This window comes from Bradyrhizobium sp. B120, assembly GCF_049075665.1.
In the GTDB taxonomy this organism is placed as follows: Bacteria; Pseudomonadota; Alphaproteobacteria; order Rhizobiales; family Xanthobacteraceae; genus Bradyrhizobium.
The window spans coordinates 597,780-620,304 of the sequence record NZ_CP185242.1; the positions used below are offsets into that span (position 1 = coordinate 597,780).

A 22,525-nucleotide genomic window follows, 5' to 3' on the forward strand; every position below is an offset into this window, starting at 1 on the left:
GCCGCCACGGCGGTACCGAGATTGACAGGTAAGCCTGGCATCGCGGATGGTGCGGTGACAGCCGCATCCTGATGGGGCGCCGATGCATCTCAGACATTTGGCCGTGTCGACGCTATGGGGGCTATCGCTCGCCGCGCTGATCTGGTCCGGCGCAGCCCGCGCAGAAGGGGCCGCCGATCCGGTGTGGCCGACCCGGCAGTGGCAGAGCTCGACGCCGGAAGAGCAGGGGATGGAGTCCGCCGCGCTGGCGCGGCTCGTCAACTTTGGCGCGGCTCACAATTTCGATAGCCTCCTGATTGCGCGTCACGGCCGGATCGTGCTCGACGCTTACTACGCGCCGTACACGCCGGAGATTCCGCATCTCTTCAATTCCGTCACCAAGGCGGTGACCGGCACGCTGGTCGCGATGCTGCTTAGGGACAATTTGCTCGACAGCCTCGACCACCGCATGGTGGATTTCTTTGGCGACCGCAGCATCGCCAATCTCGATGACCGCAAGCGGGCGATCACGATCCAGACCATGCTCGACATGACCTCGGGGATGGCCTGGACGGAAGGCGTCGAGGGCGGCAGGCCGGAGTCGCTGATCGAATGGGGGCGCAACCCCGATGCGATTCAGTTCATCCTGGACCGTCCAATGGCAAAGGCGCCGGGCGAGGCGTTCTACTACAACACCGGCAATCCGCAGCTGCTGGCCGCGATCATCAACAAGCTCACCGGCGTGAGCGCGCGGGACTATGCGGTGACGAAACTGTTTCGCCCGCTCGGGATTGCCGCGCCGTACTGGCACAGCATCGGGCCGGGGCTGACGCAGGGCGGCGGCGGGCTTCTGCTTGCGCCGCGCGACGCCGCCAAGATCGGGCTGCTCTATCTGCATGACGGCGAATGGGAGGGGCAGCGGCTGCTGCCGTCCGGCTGGGTCGATCGTATCAGGCACGCGACGACAGAGATGCACGCCTCGTTCGATCCGTCCCTGCGCTACGCCAATTTCTTTTGGGTGATGCCGAAGCAGCAGGCCTTCTTGGCGGTCGGCGACCGCTGCCAGCTGATCATGATCCTTCCCGCGCTCGACATCGTCACGGTCGTGACCGCGCGCGACTACTGCTCATTCGGCAGGATGGCCGACGACATATCCGGCGCCGTCAAGTCCGACACGGCACTGCCGGTGAACTCCGCCGGCGGCAATCAGCTTGCCGCGGCGCTGCGTGATGGCGCGACGGAAAAGCCGTCGGCGGTCGATCCCGTGCCCGAGACCGCGGCGGCCATCTCGGGCAAGACCTGGCGCTTCCCGGCCAACGGTCTCAATCTGCGGGCGCTGACGCTGTATCTGACCGATCCGTCCGCGCACTACGAGCTGGAGACGGCGACGCCGGATCCGGCGCGGCCGGTCATCAAATTGGCGGGACCGATCGGGCTCGACGGCACCTATCGTCTCGGCCAGCCGACGCCGCTCGGCGTGATGGCGCTGAAGGGAACGTGGCAGACTGGTGAGGCGTTTGCGATCGACCTGCGTCTGGTCGGCGGCGATACCGACCACAGATGGCTGCTCACGTTCGACGGCGGCAAGGCCACGCTCAGCGGCAAGGATCGCTTCGGCCACGATGTGCAGGTCGATGCGGAAGCGCAGGCCGCGCAATAGCGATTCGCTATTTTGAGGCAACGCGCACGGTGCAATAACGGTGATGTGTGCACGCACCCGGCTTTCCCTGCGCCCTCTGTTCGAGAGAGAGGGCGAAACAAAATGTAAAACTCGGACAAGGATGTCGCGAGAACGCGGAAGCGTGATCCACAAGCAGCGCCATAAATTCAGTGTCGTCCCGGCGAAGGCCGGGACCCATAACCACCGAAGGTGATTGTTGCGCGCCGCTGGGGCCACAGCTCTCTTCAACAACACGACCCTGTGGTTATGGGTCCCTGCTTTCGCAGGGACGACGCCTGGGAAGGAGCCGTGCACTCGATCACCCGCTTTCGCTTTTCGCGGGTGATGGCACCGAACGAGCTGTTTGACAGGTCAATCGGACTCTCCCCGTCGCGCGTGCAACGGCTTTGCCGTTGCGGCCCGAGCAGGCCCCCAGCACGACTGACGCACACCAATGCGCGCAGCGGCCATTGTCAGACGGCCGCACGGATCAGCAATGCTGCGGAGATTGTGCGCTCGCGAGTCGAGCCGCGGCAGCGCGCCTAGTGGTCGGTCTTCGGCGTCTTGGCTGCGAAGTCGAGGCCGAGCCGAAGGGCACGCTCCTGGCGCTCTTCCGCCAGGAACTGCAGCTCCCGCTCCAGCGACCGCGCGACCTCGTCCTGGGTTTTCTGGGAGTGGCGGCGGGAGCCGCCGTGCGGTTTGGCCGGTTGGACAGTCACGGGAGAACCCTTGTCATCGCAGTGTCACAGGCGCAGGCATGCCACGGCTGGAGTCCGGCGGACAATCAAAAAGAATTCAGCGGCGGCGCTTTGGAACGTTTGTTGTGCATCTGACTCAAATTTAAGCAGGAAATTCTCCGGCCTTGTCGTGCGCACCGGAGCCGTCAACCCGCGGTCTCATCAATTCGGATGAGACGGCCCGGTTCCGACGAAATCATTTCCGGATTCGCACGAAGACGTCCCGAAACCGACAAGGTCTAACCTTAGTAGCGTTGTGAAGGACGGGTGCCTGGTGAGACGCTGACGGTTGAGGTCGTGAGATTCACGACCGAGGTTGTAAGGTTCGTCGGTGCACCTGAGACGTTGGGGATGATCTCGGAAATGAAGAAGCCGAATGCTGTGCCATATGTCTGGGCGGCCGCGCTGATCGCGGTCGTGATCTGGGGCGTGAGCGGAACCCCGCAGATGGCACATACCTCTGCCAGCAGCACGCATCTGGCTCGGGCGCGCTAGCGCGACTTCAAGCGAAGCGGCTTCCGGCTCGCGTCAAGACAACGCGTCTCCACAAAGCCAGAGCGTCTTCGAGCGAAGTGGACACCGGTTCGCGTGAAGAAAACGCGTCAAAACTAGAATCTAGAGCTTCGGCCGCAGCGAGCGCTGCATATCCATCGTGTAGGTGTAGCGCCCTTCCGGGTGGGTGGTGATGGTGACCTCGAACAGTTCCTCGCGCAGGCCGTAGTAGCGGCGTACCACGGTGAGCGCCGGCGATCCGGTCTTGACGCCGAGTGCCTTGGCGATCGGCGCCGGCATGCCCCGCACGAAGATTTCCATCTGCGCGCGCTCGGTGACCTGGCCGTACATTTTGGCGATCTGCTCATGCACCGGGGTGCGGCCGTGGTCGCTGCGGGTCACGACATCGGCGAACCGGCGCAGCACGTAGATCTCGGTCCAGCCGAGCGGCGCGGCGAACTGGTCGGAGCGGCGCACGGCCTCGATCAGGAACCAGCTCTTGCCGGGCTCGCATTTCAGGAGCGCAGCCAGCTTGCGGTCGGCGACGATATCGCTGTTGCCGACCACGTCGCGGTAGGTCTCGTTGGAATAGCGCAGCCACTCGCCGAGCGACTTGACGCTGTGGGTGAACAGCACCGGCGGCTCGGAGGCGATCACCACCGAACCGAGGCCGGCGCGGCGCACGATCAGGCCCTGGTCGATCAGGATGCGCAGCGCCTCGCGCACGGTCTGGCGACTCGCCTGATAGCTCGCCATCAACTCGGTTTCGGTCGGCAACAGATTGCCCACCGCGTAGGTGCCGAGACGGATGTCCTTCTGCAGTCCGGTGGCGATGTCGCGGTAGCGGGACGATCTCGCCCTCTCCGGTTGTTCAGACATGGCGGATCACTGGTATGCCGTATGGCAGGCAACCGGATGTCCTGACTGCATCGACTGCAACGCGGCCTCGAACGCCGAGAGCGTCGCCAGCACATCTGCTTCGGGCACCGGGAACGGCATCTTGCGTTCGACCGCGTCGGCAAAGGCCGAAAGTTCCGCGGTGAGCGTGTTGACCGCCGGATAGCGCGTCGTTGCAGGCGCCTCGCCGGATTTCCGTAGCACCATCGTCCCTTCGTCGAGCACCTCTGCGGATCCCTTCGTCCCGAACACATGCACGCGCCAATAGAACGGTGTTGCGCGGACCGTAGCAAGGGTTGCACTCACGCCATTCACAAATTCAATCGCTAAAGTTGCAGTGTCGAGCGGCGGCGGTCCGGCCTCGCGTTCACTCAACCGGGCATAAACCTGTCGGGCAGGACCAAGGAGGCTGACGAAGCCGTCGAGCACATGCAGTCCCGCGCCGGTCAGCCCGCCGCCCGGCGACTCCGCGGGCGACAGCCGCCAGCCCTGCGTGACGGCTAGAGAGTTCTCGTTGCTGTTGTGGCCCTCGACATGCAGGATGGTGCCGAGCTCGCCGCTGGCGACAATCGCGCGCAACGCCTGCATCGACGGCCAGAACCGACGGTTATGCCCGACCGCGAGCAGCACGCCGGCATCGCGGCAGGCCGCGAACATCTCGGCCGCATCGCTGCGCCTCAGCGCCAGCGGCTTCTCGCAAAACACCTGCTTACCGGCTCTGGCTGCCGCGATCACCTGGCTCCTGTGCAGCGAATGCGGTGTTGCCAGCAGCACGGCATCGATGTTGGGCTCGGCCAGCACGGCCTCGATGCTGGCCGCAGGGGACAGACCGTGCGCTGCGCAAAAGCTCGCGGTGGCGCTCATGTCGGGTTCCACCGCGCGGACGATCCGCAGCCGCGGCTCGCCCTGCGCAGCCTCGACCAGCGCGCGGCCCCAGCGGCCGAGGCCCGCGATCGCACAATTGATCATGAATGTTCCTCACCCCGGCCGCGTCCGGCACGGATCGCCTCGATGACAGCGGCACTGTCGCTGTCCGGGCCTTGCAGCGCTATCGCCGCGCGCAGCAACTCGGCCTGCACCGAGGTCAGCGGCAGCGGCAGGCCGTGCCGGCCGGCCTCCTGCAGGATCAGCTCGGCGTCCTTCAGGGTCTGCGCGATATGCGATTGCGGCGCGAAATCCCGCGCCAGCATCTTCGGTCCCTTGCTGTCCATCACGGCGGAATATGCCGCCGATTGCCGCGCGGCCGCAAGGAAGCTCGCGCCGTCAAGGCCGAGGCTCTCGGCAAAGGCGATGCCTTCGGCGAGCGCGGCGCGGTTGTTCTGCAGGATCAGGTTGATGGCGAGCTTGGTGCGGCTGGCATTGCCGATCGCGCCGACATGGATCCGCTGTGGGCAGAGGATGTCGAGCGTCGCTGCGGCGGCTGCGATGACGTCGCGATCGCCGGCGACCAGCGCGGTGGCCGTGCCCGCGCGGACCTCGGCGCTGGTGCCCGAGATCGGCGCTTCGATGAAGGAGAGGCGTGCGCGCGCCGCGAATTCGGCGATCGCCGTGATCTCGTCCGGCGCGCAGGTGGTGGTGCAGATCACGAGCGGCGGCGGTTCGGCGTTCGCGAGGTCCGGCAGCAGGCCCGTGACCTGGGCCGCGTCGTAGACGGCAATCACGATGGTCCGGCAGCGCGCCGCCACGTCGGCTGCGAAGGCCGCGAACTCGGCGCCGCTGGCCCGCATCCCGTCCGTCTTCGCCGCGTCGACATCGAAGCCGATCACCCCGATGCCTGCATCGATCAGCCGCGCGGAGAGCGCCGATCCCATCAGGCCCAGGCCGATCATGCCGATAGGTGTCTCGCGAGCCATGGTGCGCCGCCGCTTCGCTTTATTGCGGCTGGATGCCGGCCGCCTTCACCTCCGCCGACCAGCGCACGACCTCGCTCTTGACGAAGGCGCCGAACTCGGCCGGCGCCAGCGGCGCCACCATCACACCGACATCGGCGAGCTTCTTCCCGGTCTCCGGCATCGCGAGGTATTTGGCGCACTCGGCGTAGATCTTGTTGACCACCGGTTCCGGCGTGCCGGCCGGCGCGAACAGCCCGTACCAGATGGTGGCCTCGAAGCCCGGCATTGCTTCCGAGAGCGCGGGCAGGCCGGGCGTCAGCTCGTTGCGGGTCGCCGATGTCACGGCGATCCCACGCAAGGTGCCGCCCTGCATCTGCGGGATCGCGACCGAGAAATCGCCGAAGGTCAGGTCGATGACGCCGGCCATCACGTCGGTCATCGCCTGCGGCACGCCGCGGTAGGACGCCGCGATCAGCGACAGGCCGCCGCGCGACTGCAGTTGCGCAATCGAGATCTGCGATGCGCCGGAGCCGTAGCCCGCGGTCAGATTGGGGGTGGCCTTGGCGTAGGAGAGGAACTGCGGCAGGTCCTTCGCCGCGAGCTTGGGGTTGACCAGCAGCACCATCGCCGTGGTGGTGGTGCGGATGACGGGCGCAAAATCCTTCACCGGGTCGTAGGGCAGGCTCTTGAGCGTCGCGACATTGCTGGCATGGGTGGTGTTGGTGCCCATCAACAGCGTGTAGCCGTCGGGCGCGCTGCGGGCGACTTCCTGGGCGCCGATGCTGCCGAGCGCGCCGGCGCGGTTCTCGATCAGCACGGTCTGGCCGAACGCGTCCTGCAGGTGCTGGCCGACCAGCCGCGCGACGTTGTCGGGGCCGGCGCCGGCCGGAAACGGCACGATGATCTTGATCGGCCGTTGCGGGAAATCGTCCGCCGCGAAAGCCGGCAGGGCCGGAAGCGCAGCGAGCAGGACGACGAGCAGCCCCAGCCGTAACTTCATCCCGGTCCCCTCCGCCTCTGCTTTTGGCAAATTTATACGGACAAATAGTTCGGAAAGGCAAGCATCAAGCCTATCGGAATATTGAGGTGCGACATATTTATCCGTATAAATAGCCCAACCAGGGGAGCCAGACGACGATGGTGGACATCAGCGATCTCCATGCCCGCGGGCTGCGCCGGCGCCAGAAGATGTTCGGCGAGGGCGATGTCGCCAAGCGGATGGCGGCTGCGGGCGATTTTGGCACGCCGCTGCAAAACATCATCAATGCTTACGTCTATGGCGACGTCTGGGAGCGCAGCGGCCTGTCCGACCAGATTCGCAGCCTCGTGATGCTCGGCATCACCGCGGCGAGCAGCAAGCCGACCGAGTTCCGTGTCCATGCCAAGGGCGCGCTCGCTAATGGCTGCACCGCCGCGCAGGTGCAGGACGTGCTGCTGCTGGTTGCGATGTATTGCGGCATTCCGGCCGCGATCGAGACCAGCAAGATCGCAGCCGAGGTGTTCGGCGAGGCGCCTGCGGAGGGGTAGGGCACGGGCGCGCGCCGTGATAGGGACGTTGCCGACTGCGACCGGCAACAGGATCTGCCCATGTCCGCCTTTCCGACCTCGACCACCGTGCTCGATTCCGTGCTGTTTCGCGATGCCTTCGGCACAAGCGCGATGCGCGAGGTGTTTTCCGACCTGCGGCTGCTCCAGCGCTATGCCGAGGTCGAAATCGGCCTCGCGAAGGCCGAAGCGCGCTGCGGCGTGATCCCGGCGGAAGCGGCCGAGGAGATCGCAAGGCGCACCGATGTCGCCGCGTTCGATTTCGACCTGCTACGGCAGGAGACCGACGTGGTCGGCTACCCGATCCTGCCGCTGGTGCATCAGATGGCGAAGCAGTGCGGCGAGGCCGGCCGTTATGTCCATTGGGGCGCCACCACGCAGGACATCATGGACACCGCCGTGGTGCTGCAACTGCGCGATGGCCTTGCCATCATCGAGGACGACATCGCCGCGCTGCGCGGCATCCTGGCCGATCTGTCGAAGAAATACCGCGACACGCCGATGGCCGGCCGCACCCATCTGCAGCAGGCGCTGCCGGTGACCTTCGGCTACAAGACCGCGATCTGGCTCGCCGCGTTCGATCGCCACGCCGCACGGCTGGCGGAGCTGAAGCCGCGCGTGCTGGTCGGCCAGTTCGCCGGCGCCGCCGGCACGCTGGCCTCGCTCGGCGACAAGGGCTTCGAGGTCCAGCAGGCGCTGTGCGAGGAACTCGGCCTCGGCATTCCCGTCTCCACCTGGCACGTCGCGCGCGACGGTCTGGCGGAAGCGGTGAATTTCCTCGCGCTGGTGACGGGAACGCTCGGCAAGATCGCGCTCGACATCATGATCATGGCGTCGACCGAGTTCGGCGAGGTCTACGAACCCTTCGTCAAAGGACGCGGCGCTTCCTCGACCATGCCGCAGAAGCGCAACCCGATCTCCTCGGAGCTGATGCTCGCCGCTTCCAAGGCGGTGCGCCAGCACGCAGGTTTGATGCTGGACGCGATGGTGCAGGATTTCGAACGCGCCACCGGCCCGTGGCACGCCGAATGGATGGCGATCCCGGAAAGCTTCGTGCTGACCGCAGGCGCCCTGCACCAGGCCAGGTTCGCGCTTGGCGGCCTGATCGTCGACGAGAAGCGGATGGCCGGCAATCTCGACATCAACCGCGGGCTCATTGTGGCCGAGGCCGTGATGATGGGCCTTGCGCCGGCGATCGGCCGGCAGGAGGCGCATGATGTGGTCTACGACGCCTGCCGGGTCGCCAACGACAAGGGCCTGACGCTGGCCGAGGCGCTGGCAGCGGATGATCGCGTCGCGAGCCGGATCGATCGGGCGACGATCGACCGTCTCACCGCGCCGAAAAACTATCTCGGCCTCGCACCCGAGATGGTCGACCGGGTGCTGGCGTCGGTGAAGCGGTAAAATTCGCGGCAATTGCTCGCCGTCGCGTGATCGAGCGCGGCGGGCGGGAACCTTGCGGATGCGGATCGAATTGGACTACGAATCCTTGAATGCCCTCAAACGACACGGCCGGACACTTCATGACCGCACATCAACGCAACCTTTCCGCCTCGATCGATCCCGTGAAACTCGATCGGCTCGCCGAAGTCGCGATCAAGGTCGGCCTGCAGCTGCAGCCGGGGCAGGATCTGCTGCTGACGGCGCCTTCCGCGGCGATGCCGCTGGTGCGGCGGGTGGCGGAGCACGCCTACAAGGCCGGCGCAGGTCTTGTGACCCCGTTCTTCTCGGACGAAGAGCTCACGCTGGCGCGCTACCGCTACGCCAACGATGCGAGCTTCGATCGCGCCGCAAGCTGGCTCTACGAGGGCATGGCCAAGGCGTTCGGCGCCAACACCGCGCGGCTTGCGATCGTCGGCGACAATCCGATGCTGCTGTCGGGCGAAGACCCGACCAAGGTGGCGCGCGCCAGCAAGGCGAATTCGATCGCCTACCAGCCGGCGCTGGAGAAGATCGTCAATTTCGACACCAACTGGAACATCATCGCCTATCCCAGCACGTCCTGGGCGAAGCAGGTATTCCCCGATGATGCCGAGGACGTCGCGGTGGCGAAACTCGCGGACGCGATCTTCGCCGCGTCCCGGGTCGATCAGGACGGCGCCGTCGCCAACTGGGAACAGCACAATGCCAGGCTGCGCGAGCGCACCGAATGGCTGAACGGCCAGCGCTTCCACGCATTGAAATATTCCGGTCCCGGAATGGACCTCACCATTGGCCTTGCCGACGGTCATGAATGGGAAGGCGGCGCATCGACCGCCAAGAACGGCATTGTCTGCAATGCCAATATCCCGACCGAGGAAGTCTTCACCACGCCGCACTGCCGCCGCGTCTCAGGCCACGTCGTCAGCTCCAAGCCGCTGTCCTATCAGGGCACGCTGATCGACAATATCTCGGTCAAGTTCGAGGAGGGCCGCATCGTCGAGGCCAGGGCCTCGCGCGGCGAGGAAGTGCTGAACAAGGTGCTCGACACCGACGAGGGCGCGCGCCGCCTCGGCGAGGTCGCGCTGGTGCCGCACTCATCGCCGATCTCGAAGAGCGGGCTGTTGTTCTTCAACACGCTGTTCGACGAGAACGCCGCCTCGCACATCGCGCTCGGCCAGTGCTACTCGAAATGCTTCGTCAACGGCGACAAGCTGACGCCGCAGCAGATCGCCGAGCAGGGCGGCAACAAGAGCCTGATCCATATCGACTGGATGATCGGCTCCGCCCACACCGACATCGACGGCATCCACGCCGACGGCCGCAGTGTGCCTGTGTTCCGGAAGGGCGAGTGGGCGTAAGGGGCAGCTGACCCATCTTACGCAGCCCAATTCCGTCATCCTGAGGAGCGGCCACTTGGCCGCGTCTCGAAGGATGCACGGCCCGGATGCGTCTGCGCGCTGCTTCTCTACCACCGGGAGTGTGGCCGTCGACCCTTCGAGACGCCGCTTCGCGGCTCCTCCAGCGACAAAGGCGAAGCCTTTGCGCGGGGGGTGACGGGGATAGATTTGTGCCGCGGGACTTATGCTGCAGGCCGGCTAGCGAAACTTCCGCTCACGCGCGGCGATCAGCTCGCTTCGCGGCGCGCTGAAGCGGCAGGTCTCGTGCTGGGGCCGGAATCCGAGCCGGCGGTAGATTTTCAGCGCGGGCGCGTTGCGGCTCGAGACGTTGAGCCAGCAGGGATGTTCGACCGACACGTCGTGGGCGGCCAGCACGCGGTAGACCAGCAGCTGGCCGAGCCCGCGTCCTTGCCGCGCCGGGTCGACGGCGACCGACTCGATCCACATCGAGTTCCGCTCCGGCTCGGTCAGGCAGAAGCCCGACATCTGGCCATCTTCCGACGCGATCCAGACCTCGCTCTCGGACAGGACCTGCGCCATCTCCTCCGGCGAATACCGTCTGAAGGCGGAGTCCGAGGCATAGGCGGCGTTATGGATGCGCGCGACCTCGCCGGCGCAGGCGGTGACGTCGCCGGTCTGCTCGATGGTGGCGCGGGCCGCCGCGAGCGTGCGCGCCGGCTGCAACGGCTCGACGCATTTCATCCCGATTTCGGACTCGACATGAACAAAGCCGAAGGCGGCCACGAAAGCCATTCCCGCCGGCCAGTCGCCGCTCACCAGCGTCTGGACGGTGAGATCGCGATCGGTGTCGATCGCAAGCACGTCGTCGAACAGCGCGAGGCCAATCCGGCGGCGCCGCATCTCGGGCGCGACGACGATCTTGAGGAACCGGGAATGATGCGCGCCCTGGTCGCGCAACGATGATTCAGCGAGGCCAAGAAGCCGGCCGTTCCGCTCGGCAATGCGGAAGTCGCGGCCGCCACGGTTCTGCGGCAGCTTCAGGAACTGGTCCCACTGCGGCAGCGTGACAGGGCCCAGCCGCGGTTCCACCGCAGCCGCCTTTGCGTAGAGTTCGACCACCGCTTCTGCATCAGCCTCACGAAGCGGCCGGATGGTGATGCTGTCATCCATGAGTCGCAAGTTTACCCGATATCGAGCCGATAGACATCCTTTGCCGTCTGCAAGAACAACGCCGTCTTCTCGGCTTCGCTATATTGTGATGCAAGCCGTTTAAAGGTGTTGAAGATCACCTGGTAGCTGCACTGTCCCTTATCAGGTGGGAAGTTGCTTTCGAACATGCAACGGCTCGGGCCGAACGCCTCGATGCAGGTCTCCACATAGGGCCGCCAGGCGGCTGCGAGTTCCTCCGACGAGGGCGGCCTGGGGCGGAGGTGGAAGTCGTAGCCGAGCAGGCACATCGCCAGCCCGCCGAGCTTGACCACGACGTTCGGGCATTTGGCGATCTCCCGGATCGACGCCTTCCAAACCGGAAAGGTCTCCTCGCGCTTGCCGGCGAAGCGGCCGGTGCCGACGGGTCCGCCGCAATGGTCGAGCACGATCCTTGTGTCGGGGAAGGCACGGGCGAGGTCGGTCAGTTCGCCGATCTGCGGGTGGAACAGCCAGGCATCGAAGCTGAGGCCGAGCGGCGCCAGGCAGGCGAACCCCCTCCGAAAGGTGGCATCCAGCAAGATGCCCTTCGGGCGGTTGGCATACATGTGGGCGACGTTGGGGTCCTCGTCCCAGGCCGAGGAGTGGCGGATGCCGCGGAACCGGCCGTTGCCAGCGGCGATTTCCGCCTCCAGCACCGCCTTGGCCTGGTCGCCGATCAGAAGGTTAACGTGGCTGACGATGCCGGCGCAGATCGCCGCCTTGCCATAGCCGCCGCTCGCCGCCATCGCCGCGACGCCGTTGGCGAACTCGACCTCGCCGACCGGGCGGAACGCCTCCGGCCCGTCGGCGCGATACATCGACCGGCAATCGACATAGACGGTCGCCACGATGTTGTGGCCCGAGGCGATGTCATCGCGCATCTCCTCGATCAGGTAGCGCAAGCCGCCGCGGTCCCAGAGATGATGGTGCGGATCGACGATCGGCCTGTCGGGATCGATGATCTCCTCGGTATATTGGGCGAGCCAGTCTTCGCGCGGATTGGCATAGAGCCCGCTCGCAGAGGCGGGCAGAGTGCTGGCCATGGATGATGCTCCCTGTTCTTGCTCTTGTCGGCCGCCGATCCGGTGTCGGCTGTGCGAAGGATAACGAGCAGCGCGCGAGCAGGTCAAATGCGCAGCCGTGGCGCCTCGCGCCCTGTCACCATCCACGCCACGCCGGCGCCAGCGAACTGGACGAGGCTTCCGGCGATCATCGCGAGCAACAGGCCGTGGCTGCCGCCGCCGGTTGCCGCGTAGCACGCGCCGAGCACCGCAACCCCGATCGTCGCGCCGCTGATCCGGGCCACGTTGATCAGCGCGGCCGCCGTACCGGCCCGCGCAGCGGCGACGTCGCCGACAGCCATCGCCGAGAGCGGCCCCGCGGCGAGGCCGAGCCCGAGCCCGGTGATGGCCAGTCCGAACTCGGCCAGGGCGATGTCCGGTCGCAGGCCACCGAGGCCAATCATCAGGAGGCCGACACCCATCAGCGTCACGCCGTCCGAGGTGGCCGCGCGCAGCCCGAGCTTTTCCGACAGCATGCCGGAGAACGGTGAGACCAGGACGAACACCAGCGACATCGGCAGCAGCGCGGCGGCGCTTGCCGCGGCATCGAGCCGTCCGCTCGACTGCCACGCCAGCGGCAGCACGAAGACCATACCGTACCCGCCGAAGGTCATGCCGGTGGTGGCGATCATGGCGGCGCGGAACCGGCGTGCGCTGAAAATCTCCGGCGACAGCAGCGCCCCGGTCCCTCTCCTTCTTTCGACGGCGATCAGCAGGGCTACCGAAAGCGAAGCGATGACCAGGGCGGCGGTCATCGCGCCCGGCGCCGATTGTGCGGCGATGGCGGCATAGGTCAGGCTTCCAAGTGCCAGCGCACCGCAGAGCTGGGCCGGAATGTCGACCGCGCGCCGCTGCGGGTTCACCGATTCCGGGATCGTCGACCCAGCCATCAGCACGACGAGCAGGCCGAACGGCACGATCACCAGGAAGATGCTGCGCCAGCCCAACCACGGGATCAGCAGCCCGCCAAGGCTCGGTCCCAGTGCCATGGCGACGCCGTTGCAGGCGGCCCAGATACCAAGCGCGCGGGCGCGCTCCTCCGGCCGGTCCCAGACCACCCGGATGATCGCAAGCGAGGCCGGAATCATCAGCGCGCCGCCGGCGCCCGTGAGGGCACGTCCGCCGATCAGCACCAGCGCGGATGGCGCGGCCGCGCATAGCAGCGACGCGAAAGTGAAGATCAGAGCGCCGCAGATCAGAATGCGACGCCTGCCATATCTGTCCGCGAGCATCCCGCCGGTCAGCAGCGAGACCGCGTAGACGAGATTGTAGCTGTCGACGATCCATTGCAACTCATCGACACCCGCACCGAAATGATCGCCGATCGCGCGCGCGCCGAGATTGACGATGAACGTATCGATATGCGCGATCGTGACGGCTAGGCACAGCGTCAGCAGCGTCAGCCGCTGCGATGCGCGCATGGCAAAGGGTTTACGCCGAAGCATATCGTCCATCGCGGATCCTGCTATTCGATGTCGGGCCGGGCGTTCAGGCCCTGGTGGCGGACCGCTTGGCGCGGGCGCGCTGCTGTGGCGAGACCTTGGGCCGCGTGCCTGCCGCGACCCACTCGTCGTAGAACTCGATCTTGGCGTCGACCAGCGCGAGCGCTTCGGTCCATTTGGCGATCATGGCCCGGACGCGGAGCTGGTGCTCGGCGAGCAGCGCGCGGCGCTTGCGCAACGTCGCGCTGCCCTGCTTCACGAGCGTGGTATAGTCGCGAAGCTGCTTGATCGACATCCCGGTCAAGCGCAGCCGCTCCATCAGATCGAGCCAGCCGATGTGATAGTCGTTGTAGACGCGGCGCCGGCCGCGGTCCCTGACGACGCCGGGCATCAGGCCCTGCGCTTCGTACCAGCGGATGGTATGCACGCTTCGGCCGGAGCGCCGCGCGATGTCGCCGATGTAGAGTGCGTTCGGCGTCGCCTGCAAATTTGGTGTCCGGGCGTCCATCACAGATAGACCGCTTTCATCGCGCCGGATGGATAGCGCTCACCTGCCGCGGCGCCGGCCGGGATGGCTGCTGCAATCCGTGCAAGCTCGTCCGGCGAAAGCACCACGGCGAGGGCGTCGATGTTCTCGTCCAGCCGGACGCGCTGCTTGGTGCCGGGAATCGGCACGATGTCCTGTCCCTGCGCCAGCAGCCAGGCGAGCACGAGCTGAGCCGGTGTGCAATTCTTCTCGCGTGCGATCGTCACGATGCCGCTGACGAGATCGCGGTTGCGGGCAAAATTATCGCCGGCGAAGCGGGGATGGTCGCCGCGGCGATCGCCCGCGATGTCGGCTTGCGACTGGATCTGCCCGGTCAGGAAGCCGCGGCCGAGCGGCGAATAGGCGACGAAGGCGATGCCGAGCGCCCGCGTCGTCTGCAGGGTCTCCTCGGCCTCGCTGCGGTATAGCAGGGAATATTCGGTTTGCACCGCGGCCAGTCTGTGCACCTTGTGCGCGCGGCGAATGGTTTCGGGGCGCGCCTCGCACAGGCCGAGATGGCGAACCTTGCCTTGCTCGACGAGGCGCGCCATCGCGCCGACCGTATCCTCGATCGGAACGTTCGGATCGATGCGGTGCTGGTAGTAGAGATCGATGGTTTCGATGTTGAGCCGCTTCAGGCTCGCCTCGCAGGCTTCTTGGACATAAGCGGGCCGTCCGTCCACGCCCTGTCCGGTCGCGGTCTTCACCTGACCGAATTTGGTCGCGATCACGACCCTGTCGCGCAGGCCCTTCAGCGCGCGGCCCAGCAATTCCTCGTTGTGGCCCCAGCCATAGAGATCGGCGCTGTCGAGGAAGTCGATGCCCCGGTCGATGGCGTAGCGGATGAAGTCGGGCGTCGCCGTATCGTCATTGGCGCCGTAGATGCCGGACAGTGACATGCAGCCGAGCCCGACGGCGGAAACCTGCGGGCCGTCAATGCCGAGCCTGCGGTGCGGGAGCTTGCTTGAAGGTGTCATGCGGTTGGTCCTCGTGGCCGGGTGTTGCCGGACGATCCCGAGTGAACAAGCTAGAGTATACTCTAGGTCAAGCGCGAAAAGTGCCGGTGCACGAAATCGTGTCAGGGGCAGTCGGGCGCCTTATACGCCGTCGAGGATGATCACCGTCGGCGTTGACGGCAGGGTGTCGCGCGAAATCCGCAAGGTGCGCTCGCCGCCGCGGCGGTCGATCTCGAATTGCTGGCCGATCAGGCGCATGAACTCGTCGAGCGGCGTGGCGAAGCGGTGCATCGGCAGCACGACGGCGGCGCGCAGCCGCTTGGTGATCTCGGAGATGCCGTCGAGCGACATCGTATAGGTGCCGTCGATCGGCACCATCACGATGTCGAGCCGGCCGATCGCCGCGAAATGGCTGTCATCGAGCTTGACGTGGAGGTGGCCGAGATGGCCGATGCAGAGGCCGGCGACCTCGAAGATGAAGATCGAGTTGCCGTCCTTGATCATCTCGCCGCCGGAGTCTTCGCCCCAATAGCGACGAATGTCGGTGGTGACGTTGCGGATATAGACGTCGCCGATCCGCATCCCGTAATGCACGGCCTGGCCGTTCTCGCCCCAGCCATGCAGCACGTGAGGAATCCCGGGATCGGGAAACAGGGTATAATGCGTCGCGTGTGCCCGGTTCATGGTCGCGACGTCGGGCAATCGCCCGGTCTGATAGACGCCGTTGTAGTCGGTCGCGATCCTGACGCCGCCGGGCGTGTCGATGTAATAGGTGGAATGGCCGGCATAGGTGATCGCGACCTCGTCGGCTTTGGCCGCGACGCGCCGGTAGTTCACCGGGACGGCGCGCGGGGGCGCATTGGCCATCGCCAGGCATTCGCTGCGCTGGGCATCCTGCGCAAAGGCGTGACCGGTCAAGGTTCCCAGCGAGACGAGCGCGGCGAGCAATCTCAACATGACCTGTTCCGCCTTCGGCGATCCCCGGCGTAAGACTATCGCGCAATTGGCGTGCCGTCATGATGAGACGGGCGCATCGCTCCATGGCGTTGGCTGCAATACGATCCGGGCGATTATTGCGTTGGCAGGCGCTATGATGCCCGCGCAGATCACAGCGATCAGGGAGTTCTGCGTGACTGACAATAGCTCCGCGCCGCGCGCATCATCCACCAAACGGCTCGAGCCGTTGCGCCATGTCGACGCAGGCGTGCTCGACATCGCCTACTATGAGGCCGGCCCCGCCGACGGTCCCGCCGTGATGCTGATGCACGGCTTTCCCTACGACATCCACTCCTATGTGGACGTCGCCCCACTGCTGGCGGCGCAGGGTTGTCGGGTCATCGTGCCCTATCTGCGCGGCTACGGCCCGACGGTGTTCCGCGACAAGGCGACGCCGCGCTCGGGCGAGCAGGCGGCGGTCGGGGCCGACCTGATCGCGCTAATGGACGCGCTCGGCATCAAGCGCGCGGTATTTGCCGGCTATGACTGGGGCGGGCGCGCCGCTTCGATCGGTGCGGCGCTGTGGCCGGAACGCTGCATCGGGCTCGTCTGCACCAATGGCTACATGATCCAGGACATCGCACATGCGATGGTGCCGGCGCGGCCCGAGCGCGAGGTGCCGCTTTGGTATCAGTACTACTTCCAGCTCGAGCGCGGACGCGCCGGGCTTGCCGCCAACCGGGCCGGCATCGCGAAGCTATTGTGGTCGCAATGGTCGCCGAGCTGGGCGTTCGACGATGCCTGCTTCGAGCGGACCGCGGTCGCATTCGACAATCCCGATTATGTCGACGTGGTGATCCACAGCTACCGGCATCGCTACGGCGTTGTCGCCGGGGATCCGCAATATGCGGATTTGCAGCGGAGGCTGGACGCACTGCCGGTGATTACGGTCCCCACCATCACGCTCGACGGTGGCGATGACGGGGTTACGGCTGCCGGCGATGGCAGCGCCAGCGCGGCCAAGTACACGGCGCGCCGGGCCTATCGTGTGGTCCCGGGCGCAGGCCACAATCTGCCGCAGGAAGCGCCGGAGGCATTTGCTGCGGCGGTGATGGAAGTGATGAAGGCGTGATGGCCGTCAAACGCGCCGCGGGCTGATCTTCCAGGCGATCGCGAGCGTCAGCAGCGTCAGCATGCCGCTGACCAGCGCGGCCATCGGGATGGTCAGGGCCAGCGCCGCGGTTGCGGCCCAGCCGATCGAGGAGAAGGCTTCCGCGAAGGTGGCGATGCGGGAGGAGGTCTGGCGCCGGCGGAACTGGCTGCGCTTGGCCTGCGCGCGGAACCAGAGCTGGACCGCTGCGGCGGATGCGGTCGCGATGATGATCGCGATCGCCGTCACCGCGGCCTGCCCCGGCGAGGCGAACGCCAGCGCGGCCACCAGCGGCGCGAAAACCGAAGCGATCGCGATCAGGACGACCTCGACCTTGGCACGGGTCACGCGCGACGGCGGCAGCGGCGCGGTCGCCACCAGATCGGGCGCGTCTTCGCCCGAGATGGTCAGCCACGCCAGCCCACCGGCGAGCTGGCCTGCGGCCATCACGATGACAGGCGTGATCAGCACGATCGCGGTCGACGTGCCGGAGAAGCTGCGCCACAGCATCAGTGCCGGCGGCAGCAGATAGAGCATCTGCATCAGGCTCTGCGACAGCAGCCACGGATCGCGGCGGAGCAGCAGGAATTCCTTGCGCCGCAGCGCCTGCTGCCGCGAGCCGGTCCGGAATGCGCGGGCGCGTCCTTGCGTGACCGCTGCCGGATTGGCTGCGACGCGCGCGACGGTGTCGGCAAACCGCGGCGCGAACACCGCCATCACGCCGCCGAGCAGCACGAGCGCTGTGGCGAGCAGCAGCATCATGATGTCGAGATCGCCGAGCGATGCGCGCGCCGGCCACCAGACGAGGCTGTCGAGGGCCGGGGCAATTCGTGCCGCGGTTTCCGAGGTCAGGAAGGCAAAGCGCGACAGTGTGCCGTAGGACAGCACGGCGACGACCTGCAACGCGATGACGAAGCCGGCGCCGATGACGGCGGAGACGATCTGTGCCACCAGCCGCGTCCGGCCCGGTCCGATCAGGCGAAACAGCAACGCGGTGACCGCGATCGCCGCGGCCGCCGCCGACAACCCGATCGCAAGGACGACGCCGAAGCCGGCAAGCCAGCGTGCACCGCCGAGATACACCAGTACGTCGATGAACGGCGTCGACAGCAAAAGCGCCATGCTGCTCACCGTCAGCGCGATCGCGGCGATCCGGATCGAGAATATGTTGGTGAGTTTTGCCGGCGACGACATGATCAGGTCGAGATCGGCGCGGGCGTAGAACACCCGCGTCACCGACTCGATCGCCTGCGACAGCATCAGCGCCCAGGACAGGAAGATCGTCGCGGTCAGCACGATCAGCGAGGACGGATCGAGCGGAAACCGCAGGTCGACATAGCGGGCAACCACGGCATAGGCCGGCAGATGCAGGATCACCGCGAAGATCAAGAGGCCGATCACGGCGCGATTGCGCCGGCGCCGGCCGCCGGTCATCATCGCCAGCCATTCGCGCCACGCCAGGCGGAATTCGTGGCGGGCGAACCAGGTGAGATGGGCGACCGAGCTCACGCGGCCGCCGCTTCGGTATCGACCAGCGCGATGAACATGTCCTCGAGGGTGGTGTCGTTGCGGCCGTTCTGCTCGCGCAGCTCGGCCAGCGTGCCCTCGGCGATCAGCCTGCCGGCCGCGATCACGCCGATCCGGTCGGCCATGCGCTCGGCGACTTCGAGAATGTGGGTGGTCATGATCACGGTGCAGCCGGCCCGGACGCGCTCCTGCAACAGTCCCTTGACGTGACGCGCCGACAACGCGTCGAGGCCGGTCAGCGGTTCATCGAGAATGATCAGGCGGGGGTCGTGCACCAGCGCACCGGCGAGCGCCACCTTCTGGCGCATGCCCTTGGAGAAGCCTTCGCAGCGCGCGTTGAGATGCGGCTCGAGCCCGAGCGACACCAGGAGATTGCGCGCCGACTTCTCCGACGTGCGGGGATCGATGCCCCACAGGCCGGCGACGAATTCGAGATATTCGAGCGGCGTCAGCTTGTCGTAGATCATCGGCTCGTCGGACACCCAGGCCATGATCTGCTTGGCTGCGACCGGGTCGGCCAGCGCATCGATGCCGAGGATCGACACCGAGCCGGCATCGGGCCGCAATAGCCCCGCCACCATGCGCAGCGTCGTGGTCTTGCCGGCGCCGTTCGGCCCCAGCAGCGCATAGAATTCACCGACACGGACGGTGAGATCGAGCGCGTCGACCGCCGGGCGGTCAAAACGCTTGGTTAACCCTCGCACGGCGAGTGCGGACAGTTCCGAAGTCATGGTGCGTTGGCGATCCGGGAGTTCGCTCGTCGGTTGCGTAAGCTTGGACAAAAACCGTTTCGGTGCAGTGAATCGCACGGGGCAAATCGAACGCGATATCCGTATTAGTCCGTGCTGCGGCATATCTCCGCAAATGTGATGATATAGCCGGATCAGCGGTTTGTTGACAGGGATCGGGCCTTTTGGCTCAATCGGGGCGGACATAGGCAGCTTTCAGCGCTTCCCACACAAGGGCGTGAAGGCGGGATGCAACGAGCGATCGGGAAGAATCGCCGGGCATCGGGGAGGGAACGATGCTGGACTTTGTTCAGCAGCTCGTCAGCGGCATCGCGCTCGGCTGCGTTTACGGCCTGATCGCGCTCGGCTTCGTGCTGGTCTACAAGGCAACCGAGGTCGTCAATTTCGCGCAAGGCGATTTGATGATGCTGGGCGGCTTTTTCGCCTTCACCTTCATCGGCATGCTCGGACTGAATTACTGGGTCGGCTTCGCCGGCGCGGTGATCTGCATGGCGCTGTTCGGCATGCTGGCCGAGCGGGTCGTGGTGCGGCCGATTCTCGGCTATCCGCAGTTCTCCATCATCATGGCGACGATCGGGCTCGGCTATTTCCTGCGCTCGGTCTCCGGCATGATCTGGGGCACCGACGACTTCAAGATCGAAACGCCGTTCAGCCAGGGCGTCTTGAGGATCGGCAGCCTGGTGCTCGCGTATGACAAATTGTCGGTGATCGCGGCGACCATCATCCTGTGCGCGCTGCTCTATCTGTTCTTCAACCGCACCACGCTCGGCACCGCGATGCGCGCCAGCTCCGAGAACATGCTGGCTGCCTATTACATGGGCATCCCGGTCAAGCGCGTGGTCTCGATCGTCTGGGCGATCTCGGCGGCGGTGGCGACCTGCGCCGGCGTGCTGCTGGCGCCGATCACCTTCATCCATTCCAATGTCGGCCTGGTGCTGGGGCTGAAGGCGTTTCCGGCCGCCGTGCTCGGCGGCTTCGGCTCGATCCCGGGTGCGGTGGTCGGCGGCGTCCTGATCGGCGTGATCGAGAGCATGGCCGGCTTCTATCTGCCGCAGGGATGGAAGGACGTCGCGCCCTACATCGTGCTGCTCGCGGTGCTGTTGCTCAAGCCCGAGGGCCTGTTCGGCCTTCACGTCCGCAAGAAGGTTTGAGGGTAACACATGCGGTTTCTCTTCAAGACCGACTATGAAGACGACATCAGGCTGTTTCCGCATTCCGGCTATATCTATTCCTACGGCCTGCTGCTGGCGGTGCTGTTGATCGCGCCCTACGTGCTCTCTAGCTATCTGATGAGCCAGCTCGTCTTCGTCTGCATCTATGCGACCGTCGGCGTCGGGCTGTTGATCCTGACCGGCTTCACCGGACAGGCCTCGCTCGGCCATGCCGCGTTTCTGGCGATCGGCGCCTATACCGCGGCCTATCTGCAGCAATTCAACGTGCCGTTTCCGGTCTATTTCCTCGCCGCGGGGCTGTTGACCGGCGTGGTCGGCGCGCTGGTCGGATTTCCGGCGCTGCGGCTGCAGGGCATCTATCTGGTGATCGCGACGATCTCGTTTGCCTTCATCGTCGAGGAAATCCTGGCGCGCTGGGAAAGCGTGACCCACGGCAATGAGGGCATGCGGGTCAAGACCATTCAGCTGCTCGGCACCACCGTGTCGCGCGACGGCCCGACCTTCTATTATCTCTGCCTTGCGGTGCTGGTGCTGACCATCGTCGGCACGCTCAATCTGCTGCGCTCGCCGACTGGGCGCGCCTTTGTCGCGATCCGCGACAGCGAGACCGCGGCGCGCAGCATGGGCATCAACGTTGCGCTCTACAAGGTGAAGTCGTTCGCGATCTCGGCTGGTATCACCGGCTTTGCCGGTGTGCTGTTCGCCCACAAGCTGTCCTTCATCTCGCCCGAGATGTTCACTTTGCAGCTCTCGATCGAGTTCATCATCGTGATCCTGATCGGCGGCACCTTCAGCCTGCATGGCGCGGTGCTGGGCGCGATCTTCCTGGTCATGATCGATCCATTCCTGACCTATCTGAAGGACGACATGCCCGGCGTGATCAGCGGCGTCGCGGCCACGTTCGGCGCCGGCACGGAACGCGCGGGCCATATCCAGGATGCGGTCGCGGCGTTTGCCTCCGCCAACGGGCTGAAGGGCGCGATCTACGGCGTCATCATCGTGGTGTTCGTACTCTTCGAACCCCTGGGGCTCTATGGCCGCTGGCTCAAGATCAAGCTCTTCTTCCAGCTGTTCCCGCTGTACAAGCGCGCGACCTTCAAGCGGCAGAAGATCTACGTGAAATCGGAGCGGAACAGATGAGCTATTTCCGCGCCGAGAACCTGTCCCTGCATTTCGGCGGCCTCAAGGCCGTCGATGCGGTCAGCTTCGCGGTCGAGAAGGGCGAGATCCTCTCGATCATCGGGCCCAATGGCGCCGGCAAGAGCTCGATCTTCAACCTGATCTCGCGGATCTATCCGCCGACCTCGGGCAGGATCTTCTTCGAGGATCAGGACATCACGCAGGAGCCGGCCTACGACATCGCCAGGCTCGGCATCGCGCGGACCTTCCAGAACATCGAGCTGTTCGAGAACGCGACCGTGCTGAGCAATCTCTTGGTCGGCCGCCATCGCCATTCCACCACCCAGCTCTGGCAGGAACTCTTGTTCCTGCCGAGCGTCCGGGCCGGCGAGAAGGCGCATCGCCGCCGGGTCGAGCAGGTGATCGAATTCCTCGATCTCGAGCCGTACCGCGACAAGCTGATCTCGGGGCTGCCCTACGGCGTGCGCAAGGTGATCGAGCTGGCGCGCGCGCTGTGCTCGGAGCCGAAGCTGATCCTGCTCGACGAGCCGTCGTCCGGCCTCAACGTCGAGGAGACCGACGACATGTCGTTCTGGATCCGCGACATGAAGAGCGAGCTCGGCATCACGGTCTTGATGGTCGAGCACGACATGACGCTGGTCAACCGGGTCTCCGACCGCGTCATCGCGCTGAACTACGGCCGCGTGCTGGCGATGGGCTCGCCGTCCGAGGTGCAGCACCATCCCGACGTCGTCGCAGCGTATCTCGGCGCATGAG

Annotated in this window: 22 protein-coding genes; 9 read left to right on the top strand and 13 right to left on the bottom strand. The window is 65.8% G+C overall.

Annotated elements, in window-relative coordinates:
• The first annotated feature begins 103 nt into the window (after positions 1-103).
• Positions 104-1,639 (top strand): serine hydrolase domain-containing protein, encoded by a 1,536-nt coding sequence (locus ACOIX3_RS02775; RefSeq protein WP_420968295.1) that lies wholly within the window; start codon positions 104-106, stop codon positions 1,637-1,639.
• A 542-nt stretch (positions 1,640-2,181) separates the two neighbouring features.
• Here the strand turns inward: ACOIX3_RS02775 and ACOIX3_RS02780 are convergent.
• Positions 2,182-2,358: a hypothetical protein gene (locus ACOIX3_RS02780; RefSeq protein WP_420968296.1), complete on the bottom strand. Its 177-nt coding sequence runs from the start codon at positions 2,356-2,358 to the stop codon at positions 2,182-2,184.
• Positions 2,359-2,739: 381 nt separating this feature from the next.
• Here ACOIX3_RS02780 and ACOIX3_RS02785 point away from each other — a divergent pair, with 381 nt between their 5' ends.
• Positions 2,740-2,871 carry a hypothetical protein gene (locus ACOIX3_RS02785; protein ID WP_275948933.1) on the top strand — a complete coding sequence of 44 codons (132 nt, stop codon included), beginning with the start codon at positions 2,740-2,742 and terminating at the stop codon, positions 2,869-2,871.
• Positions 2,872-2,991: 120 nt separating this feature from the next.
• Here the strand turns inward: ACOIX3_RS02785 and ACOIX3_RS02790 are convergent, their stop codons facing one another.
• The 4 genes from ACOIX3_RS02790 to ACOIX3_RS02805 are packed head-to-tail and all read right to left on the bottom strand — an operon-like array spanning position 2,992 to position 6,597.
• Positions 2,992-3,747: a GntR family transcriptional regulator gene (locus ACOIX3_RS02790; protein WP_342725027.1), complete on the bottom strand. Its 756-nt coding sequence runs from the start codon at positions 3,745-3,747 to the stop codon at positions 2,992-2,994.
• 6 nt (positions 3,748-3,753) lie between these two features.
• Positions 3,754-4,734, bottom strand: a complete 981-nt coding sequence (locus ACOIX3_RS02795; protein ID WP_420968297.1) for a Gfo/Idh/MocA family protein — start codon at positions 4,732-4,734, stop codon at positions 3,754-3,756.
• Positions 4,731-5,618, bottom strand: a complete 888-nt coding sequence (locus tag ACOIX3_RS02800) for an NAD(P)-dependent oxidoreductase (RefSeq protein WP_420968298.1) — start codon at positions 5,616-5,618, stop codon at positions 4,731-4,733. Before ACOIX3_RS02800 ends, ACOIX3_RS02795 begins: the two co-directional genes overlap by 4 nt.
• 19 nt (positions 5,619-5,637) lie before the next feature.
• On the bottom strand, positions 5,638-6,597 hold the full coding sequence (locus tag ACOIX3_RS02805; RefSeq protein ID WP_420968299.1) for a Bug family tripartite tricarboxylate transporter substrate binding protein: 960 nt from the start codon (positions 6,595-6,597) through the stop codon (positions 5,638-5,640).
• A gap of 137 nt (positions 6,598-6,734) precedes the next feature.
• On the opposite strand from ACOIX3_RS02805, the gene ACOIX3_RS02810 reads away from it, so the two are divergent.
• The 3 genes from ACOIX3_RS02810 to ACOIX3_RS02820 all read left to right on the top strand — a co-directional run bounded on the left by ACOIX3_RS02810 (position 6,735) and on the right by ACOIX3_RS02820 (position 9,922).
• Positions 6,735-7,124: a carboxymuconolactone decarboxylase family protein gene (locus ACOIX3_RS02810; RefSeq protein ID WP_420968300.1), complete on the top strand. Its 390-nt coding sequence runs from the start codon at positions 6,735-6,737 to the stop codon at positions 7,122-7,124.
• 60 nt (positions 7,125-7,184) lie between these two features.
• Positions 7,185-8,546, top strand: a complete 1,362-nt coding sequence (locus ACOIX3_RS02815; protein WP_420968301.1) for a class-II fumarase/aspartase family protein — start codon at positions 7,185-7,187, stop codon at positions 8,544-8,546.
• 119 nt (positions 8,547-8,665) lie between these two features.
• On the top strand, positions 8,666-9,922 hold the full coding sequence (locus ACOIX3_RS02820) for an aminopeptidase (protein WP_420968303.1): 1,257 nt from the start codon (positions 8,666-8,668) through the stop codon (positions 9,920-9,922).
• A gap of 237 nt (positions 9,923-10,159) precedes the next feature.
• On the opposite strand, the gene ACOIX3_RS02825 is transcribed toward ACOIX3_RS02820, so the two are convergent.
• The 6 genes from ACOIX3_RS02825 to ACOIX3_RS02850 form a co-directional block, all read right to left on the bottom strand.
• Positions 10,160-11,092: a GNAT family N-acetyltransferase gene (locus ACOIX3_RS02825; RefSeq protein WP_420968304.1), complete on the bottom strand. Its 933-nt coding sequence runs from the start codon at positions 11,090-11,092 to the stop codon at positions 10,160-10,162.
• 11 nt (positions 11,093-11,103) lie between these two features.
• Positions 11,104-12,153 (bottom strand): amidohydrolase family protein, encoded by a 1,050-nt coding sequence (locus ACOIX3_RS02830; protein WP_420968305.1) that lies wholly within the window; start codon positions 12,151-12,153, stop codon positions 11,104-11,106.
• An 83-nt stretch (positions 12,154-12,236) separates the two neighbouring features.
• Positions 12,237-13,625: an MFS transporter gene (locus tag ACOIX3_RS02835; protein ID WP_420968306.1), complete on the bottom strand. Its 1,389-nt coding sequence runs from the start codon at positions 13,623-13,625 to the stop codon at positions 12,237-12,239.
• Between the two features lie 34 nt (positions 13,626-13,659).
• Positions 13,660-14,121, bottom strand: coding sequence for a MerR family transcriptional regulator (locus ACOIX3_RS02840; RefSeq protein WP_212311799.1), 462 nt, complete (start codon positions 14,119-14,121; stop codon positions 13,660-13,662).
• Positions 14,121-15,116: an aldo/keto reductase gene (locus ACOIX3_RS02845; protein ID WP_420968307.1), complete on the bottom strand. Its 996-nt coding sequence runs from the start codon at positions 15,114-15,116 to the stop codon at positions 14,121-14,123. The genes ACOIX3_RS02840 and ACOIX3_RS02845 overlap by 1 nt, the downstream gene beginning before the upstream one ends.
• Positions 15,117-15,236: 120 nt before the next feature.
• Positions 15,237-16,052 carry an MBL fold metallo-hydrolase gene (locus ACOIX3_RS02850; protein ID WP_420968308.1) on the bottom strand — a complete coding sequence of 272 codons (816 nt, stop codon included), beginning with the start codon at positions 16,050-16,052 and terminating at the stop codon, positions 15,237-15,239.
• A gap of 226 nt (positions 16,053-16,278) precedes the next feature.
• Between ACOIX3_RS02850 and ACOIX3_RS02855 the strand changes: the two genes are divergently transcribed.
• Complete coding sequence (locus ACOIX3_RS02855; RefSeq protein WP_420971957.1) at positions 16,279-17,163, top strand: alpha/beta fold hydrolase; 885 nt, start codon at positions 16,279-16,281, stop codon at positions 17,161-17,163.
• 6 nt (positions 17,164-17,169) lie between these two features.
• Here ACOIX3_RS02855 and ACOIX3_RS02860 read toward each other — a convergent pair whose 3' ends face one another.
• Positions 17,170-18,690: a permease gene (locus ACOIX3_RS02860; protein ID WP_420968309.1), complete on the bottom strand. Its 1,521-nt coding sequence runs from the start codon at positions 18,688-18,690 to the stop codon at positions 17,170-17,172.
• Complete coding sequence (locus ACOIX3_RS02865) at positions 18,687-19,439, bottom strand: ABC transporter ATP-binding protein (protein ID WP_420968310.1); 753 nt, start codon at positions 19,437-19,439, stop codon at positions 18,687-18,689. The genes ACOIX3_RS02860 and ACOIX3_RS02865 overlap by 4 nt, the downstream gene beginning before the upstream one ends.
• A 293-nt stretch (positions 19,440-19,732) precedes the next feature.
• Between ACOIX3_RS02865 and ACOIX3_RS02870 the strand changes: the two genes are divergently transcribed.
• From ACOIX3_RS02870 to ACOIX3_RS02880, 3 genes are read left to right on the top strand one after another with little or no spacing between them, the layout of a single operon-like run.
• Positions 19,733-20,608 (top strand): branched-chain amino acid ABC transporter permease, encoded by an 876-nt coding sequence (locus tag ACOIX3_RS02870; RefSeq protein ID WP_212311793.1) that lies wholly within the window; start codon positions 19,733-19,735, stop codon positions 20,606-20,608.
• Between the two features lie 9 nt (positions 20,609-20,617).
• Positions 20,618-21,769 carry a branched-chain amino acid ABC transporter permease gene (locus tag ACOIX3_RS02875; protein WP_420968311.1) on the top strand — a complete coding sequence of 384 codons (1,152 nt, stop codon included), beginning with the start codon at positions 20,618-20,620 and terminating at the stop codon, positions 21,767-21,769.
• On the top strand, positions 21,766-22,524 hold the full coding sequence (locus tag ACOIX3_RS02880) for an ABC transporter ATP-binding protein (protein WP_029077993.1): 759 nt from the start codon (positions 21,766-21,768) through the stop codon (positions 22,522-22,524). Before ACOIX3_RS02875 ends, ACOIX3_RS02880 begins: the two co-directional genes overlap by 4 nt.
• The last annotated feature ends 1 nt before the right edge of the window (position 22,525 follow it).